This window comes from Mycobacterium sp. (assembly GCF_050701675.1).
Taxonomy (GTDB): Bacteria; Actinomycetota; Actinomycetes; order Mycobacteriales; family Mycobacteriaceae; genus Mycobacterium.
This window is the reverse complement of record NZ_JBOGDD010000536.1, coordinates 1-4,921: the sequence shown is the minus strand read 5'-3', so window position 1 is coordinate 4,921 and position 4,921 is coordinate 1. Positions and strand designations below refer to the sequence as shown.

The following is a 4,921-nucleotide window of genomic DNA, read 5'->3' as shown; positions in this document are numbered from 1 at the left end:
ATCTACGACCTCATCCAGGGCCTCACCGGCAAGGAGCCCCACAAGGGGGTCAACCCCGACGAGGTCGTGGCCGTCGGTGCCGCGCTGCAGGCAGGTGTGCTGGCCGGTGAGGTCAAGGACGTCCTGCTGCTCGACGTGACACCGCTGTCGCTGGGCATCGAGACCAAGGGTGGCGTGATGACCAAGCTCATCGAGCGCAACACCACCATTCCGACCAAGCGGTCGGAGACCTTCACCACGGCCGACGACAATCAGCCGTCGGTGCAGATCCAGGTCTTCCAGGGTGAGCGCGAGATCGCGTCGGCGAACAAGCTGCTCGGCAGCTTCGAGCTGACCGGCATCCCGCCCGCCCCGCGTGGCACGCCGCAGATCGAGGTCACCTTCGACATCGACGTCAACGGCATCGTCCACGTCACCGCCAAGGACAAGGGCACCGGCAAGGAGAACACGATCAAGATCCAGGAGGGCTCCGGCCTCTCCCAGGAGGACATCGATCGGATGATCAAGGACGCCGAGGCCCACGCCGAGGAAGACCGCAAGCGCCGTGAGGAGGCCACCGCCCGCAACGATGCCGAAGCGCTGGTCTACCAGACCGAGAAGTTCATCAAGGAACAGCGCGAAAGCGAGGGCGGCTCCAAGGTTCCCGAGGAGACGCTGACCAAGGTCGAGGGTGCCATCGCGGAGGCGAAGTCCGCCCTCGAGGGCACCGACATCACGGCGATCAAGTCCGCGATGGAGAAGCTGGGCGTCGAGTCCCAGGCGCTCGGCCAGGCGATCTACGAGGCCACCCAGGCCGAGCAGGCCGCTGGTGACGGGTCCGCTTCGCAGGCCGACGACAACGTGGTGGACGCGGAGGTCGTCGAAGACGACGAGCAGGAGAACAAGTGACCCAGGAGAACGATCCGCAAGAGCCGGTGACCATCACCGACAGACGGCGCGTCGATCCCGAAACGGGTGAAGTCCGTGACCCGGCGTCGGCCCCCAGTGGGCCGGCGTCGGAGCCGGAACCGGTAGCCGTGAACGATGAAGCCGCCGAACTCAAGGCGACGCTGCAACGCGTCAAGGCGGAATACGACAACTACCGCAAGCGGTCCGTCCGACAGGAACAGGCTGCCGCCGAACGGGGCAAGGCCTTCGCGGCCACGCAACTGCTGCCCGTGCTCGACGATCTCGAGCGGGCGCGCCGCCACGGTGACCTGGAAACGGGTCCACTGAAGTCGGTCGCGGACAAGCTCACTGGCGCACTGCAGGCCATCGGACTGGTGGCCTTCGGTGTGGAGGGCGACCCGTTCGACCCGTCACTGCACGAGGCCGTGCAGAACGAGGGCGACGGCACCAACCCCGTGATCGGGACCGTGATGCGCCAGGGCTACCGGCTCGGGGAAGGCCCCGTGCTCCGGCACGCGATGGTGGGCGTCGTCGATGCCATATCCGACACAACACCCGACACGACCGAGAATTCTGACGCCGGTGGCGCGCAGATCGGCGCCGGCAACTCAGAATCAAGTCAGTAAGCGCAGGAACGACATGAAGATAGGTGAGGAGGTGACGCAGCATGGTCCAGCGAGAATGGGTTGAGAAGGACTTCTACAAGGAGCTCGGCGTCACCTCCGATGCCAGCGACGACGAGATCAAGCGCGTCGCTCGCAAGTTGATGGCCGAGAACCATCCCGACCGCAACCCGGACAACACGAGAGCCGAAGAGCGGTACAAGGCCGTGGGTGAGGCCAAGGACGTCCTCTTGGACAAGGCCAAGCGTAAGGAGTACGACGAGACCCGGCGCTTGTTCGCCAACGGCGGCGGTCGCCGGTTCAACGGCGCAGGCAGTGGCGGCAACTTCGGCGGATACGGTGGCGACGGAGTCGAATTCAACCTCGGCGACCTGTTCGACGCCGCCCCCCAAACGGGTGGCGCGAACATCGGCGACCTCTTCGGTGGACTGTTCGGACGCGGCGCACAACAGCCGCGGCCCAGCCGTCCGCGCCGCGGCAACGACCTGGAGACCGAGACGGAGCTGTCGTTCCTCGAGGCCACCAAGGGCGTGGCGATGCCGCTGCGGCTAACCAGTCCGGCGCCGTGTACCAACTGCCACGGCAGTGGGGCCCGCCCGGGCACCAGCCCCAAGGTGTGTCCGAGCTGCAACGGCGCGGGTGTCATCAACCGCAACCAGGGCGCGTTCGGGTTCTCCGAACCGTGCACCGAATGCCGGGGCAGCGGCTCGATCATCGAGGATCCGTGCGACGAATGCCACGGCACGGGCGTGACGACCCGCACCCGCACCATCAACGTGCGGATCCCACCCGGGGTCGAGGACGGTCAACGCATCCGCCTGGCCGGCCAGGGCGAGGCGGGCCTGCGTGGCGCGCCTTCCGGCGACCTGTTCGTGACCGTGCACGTACGGCCGGACAAGGTGTTCGGCCGCGACGGCGACGACCTCACCGTGAGCGTTCCCGTCAGTTTCCACGAACTCGCCTTGGGCACAACGCTTTCCGTGCCAACGCTCGAGGGCAAGGTCGGGGTGCGGGTGCCGAAGGGCACGTCCGACGGTCGCATCCTGCGGGTCCGCGGACGCGGGGTGCCCAAGCGTGCCGGAGGTCATGGGGATCTGCTGGTCACCGTCAAGGTCGCGGTTCCGCCGAACCTCGAGGGTGAGGCGGCCGAGGCGCTCGAGGCCTACGCCAAGGCCGAGCGGGCAAGCGGGTTCGACCCGCGGGCCGGCTGGGCAGGTGCGTAATGAGCGCCAAGCGCAACCATGACGAGGCCAGGACGTTCCTGATCTCGGTGGCCGCCGAGCTGGCGGGTATGCACGCGCAGACGCTGCGTACCTACGACCGGCTCGGCCTGGTCAGTCCGCAGCGCAGCTCTGGCGGCGGGCGCCGCTACTCACAGCACGACGTCGACCTGCTCCGCGAGGTGCAGCGGCTGTCGCAGGACGAGGGCGTCAACCTCGCGGGCATCAAGCGAATCATCGAGCTGACCAATCAGGTCGAGGCGCTGCGCTCGAGAATGCACGAGATGGCCGACGAGCTGGACCGCCTGCGGGCCAACCAGCGCCGCGACCTGGCCGTGATGCCGAAGAGCACCGCGTTGGTGGTCTGGCAGCCCGGAGCCGCCCGGCGGCGACGTCAGGAGTAGCAAGGGCCCGCTAGACCACCGTGATCGAGAACCGCGACTTCTCCGGCTTGCCCGCGACGGCGAAGCGGTAGTTGCCCCGGCGCAGCGAGTCGGTCGGGGCGGCCATCGGCTCGATGCCGACGACGTCGTCGTTGCTCGGTGCGAACAGTTGTGCGGCGGGGTAGCCCTTCTCGTACTTGACCTCGACGCGGTGGTCGCCGCCCGAGAGGGCGAAAACCGCGCCGTCGGGCACCTGGTCGAAGCCGTCGTCGTACACGGTGGTCCCCAGCGGTTCGGTCGAACCGGTCCAGTCCTCGGTCGCGCCGGTCGGGATGCCCCAGTTGTCCACCGGGAGGTGGCGCATGGTCGGGGTCTGCAGCAGCCACTCCTCGCGTGGTACGCCGGGAATCCTCAGATACGGGTGATATCCGAAGCACAGCGGCACGGACGCCGCGGTGGTCGGCATCACGGTGGTCTCGATCGTCAGCGTGCGGTCGGCGAGCGTCACCTGCTGTGTCAGCACGTGGGGAAACGGGAACGACGCGAGAAGCCGCGGCCTGCCGCCGTAGTCGAGGACGGCCTTCAGCGAGTTCTCGGACCGTTCGGTCACCAGCCAGCCGGGATAGGCGGCGAGGACGCCGTGGATCGGCACGCCGTGCTCGTCACTGCGCACGCCGCCGGTGCCCGCAGTCAGGGACACGACGGCGCCGTTGATGCCATACTTGCTGGCGCTCAACCGGTTTGCCCACGGATACAGGATCGGGATGCCCATGGTCTTGCCCGCGGTGATGTAGGCGTCGAGGCCGCGGCGCTGGCCGAGGAACTCGTCCGCACCGTCGTTGAGCGAGGTGACGACCATGCCCGCCAGCGGTACGACGGAGGCTGTCAGCGACGACGACGGGTCCTGCAGCGTGACGGTCTCGAACTCGGACATGTGGGCGATTCTGTCACGCTCAGCTGACGAGTGGATCGTGTTGGATGCTGTGCGCGTTCGCACCCTTGGCGATCAGGGCGGCCTTCGTCGCCGCGACCATCTGCGGCCCGCCGCACACCAGGATCTGCCGATCACCCCAGCTGCCGTACTTCGTCACCACCTCGGGCAGCGTCCCGGTCTGGCGGACGTGCAACCCGCGGGGTGGCTCGACGTCGGGATAGTCGGCGGCCCATGGCGGGTTGGTGGAGTATTCCGATACCGGGGTCACCGACAGCCACGGGTTGGTCGACGCGACCTGCCAGAGTGTCCTCAGGTCGTAGAGGTCGCACGGATAGCGTGCGCCGAAGAACAGGTGCACCCTCGGGTTCACGCCAAAGCGGCTGAGATCCATGATGATCGACCGCAGCGGAGCAAGGCCCGTTCCGCCGGCCACCATCAGCACGTCACCGCCGTTGCGGTCGACGTGCATCGCGCCGTGGGGATTGGACAGCCGCCACCGATCGCCCGGCTTCGTCTCACCGACGATCGCGGTGCTGACCATGCCGCCCGCGACCGAGCGCACGTGAAACTCGATGGCGCCACTGCGGTCGGCGGGGATCGACGGGCTCAGGTACCGCCAGCGCCGCGGCCACTGTGGCACCTGAACGGTGACGTACTGGCCGGGATGGAAGTAGAGCGCGCTGTCCAGCTGCAGCCGGATCATCGAGACGTCGCGGGTCGCCCGGAGGTGTTCGACGACGGTGCCGTCGCGGAAGGGCGGACCCTTCTCGGCGTCGGCCGCTCCCCGCATGATCCCGATGATCAACCCGACGGCTTGCTCGGCGGTCTCGGCAAGCCGGCCGTCCCATCGATCGATCAGATGGCTCCGCAACG

The 4,921-nt window shown here is 67.8% G+C and carries 6 protein-coding genes; 4 read left to right on the top strand and 2 right to left on the bottom strand.

The window, feature by feature from the left end; all coding sequences use genetic code 11:
* The 4 genes from ACRDUX_RS16175 to ACRDUX_RS16160 all read left to right on the top strand — a co-directional run.
* Positions 1 to 888: Hsp70 family protein (locus ACRDUX_RS16175; protein ID WP_526415030.1), on the top strand; the 888-nt coding region annotated here is incomplete at its 5' end.
* Entirely contained in the window at positions 885 to 1,514 is a 630-nt protein-coding gene (gene grpE, locus ACRDUX_RS16170) for a nucleotide exchange factor GrpE (protein WP_526415029.1), read from the top strand. The genes ACRDUX_RS16175 and grpE, both read left to right, overlap by 4 nt.
* Before the next feature lie 41 nt (positions 1,515 to 1,555).
* A complete protein-coding gene (gene dnaJ, locus ACRDUX_RS16165; RefSeq protein ID WP_526415028.1) occupies positions 1,556 to 2,734 on the top strand; it encodes a molecular chaperone DnaJ in 1,179 nt (392 codons plus the stop codon).
* Positions 2,734 to 3,135 (top strand): heat shock protein transcriptional repressor HspR, encoded by a 402-nt coding sequence (locus ACRDUX_RS16160; RefSeq protein ID WP_526415027.1) that lies wholly within the window; start codon positions 2,734 to 2,736, stop codon positions 3,133 to 3,135. Before dnaJ ends, ACRDUX_RS16160 begins: the two co-directional genes overlap by 1 nt.
* A 10-nt stretch (positions 3,136 to 3,145) precedes the next feature.
* Here ACRDUX_RS16160 and ACRDUX_RS16155 read toward each other — a convergent pair whose 3' ends face one another.
* The gene (locus ACRDUX_RS16155; protein ID WP_526415026.1) at positions 3,146 to 4,048 is read right to left on the bottom strand and encodes an aldose 1-epimerase; all 903 of its coding nucleotides are present in this window, start codon (positions 4,046 to 4,048) and stop codon (positions 3,146 to 3,148) included.
* 19 nt (positions 4,049 to 4,067) lie between these two features.
* Positions 4,068 to 4,921, bottom strand: an 854-nt coding sequence (locus tag ACRDUX_RS16150) for an FAD-binding oxidoreductase (RefSeq protein WP_526415025.1), incomplete at its 5' end; no start/stop codon positions are given.

Bases quoted from the DNA above. Each gene is read 5' to 3' on its own strand.
- dnaJ (WP_526415028.1), top strand. From the start codon at position 1,556: ATGGTCCAGCGAGAATGGGTTGAGAAGGACTTCTACAAGGAGCTCGGC.
- ACRDUX_RS16155 (WP_526415026.1), bottom strand. From the start codon at position 4,048: ATGTCCGAGTTCGAGACCGTCACGCTGCAGGACCCGTCGTCGTCGCTG.
- ACRDUX_RS16160 (WP_526415027.1), top strand. From the start codon at position 2,734: ATGAGCGCCAAGCGCAACCATGACGAGGCCAGGACGTTCCTGATCTCG.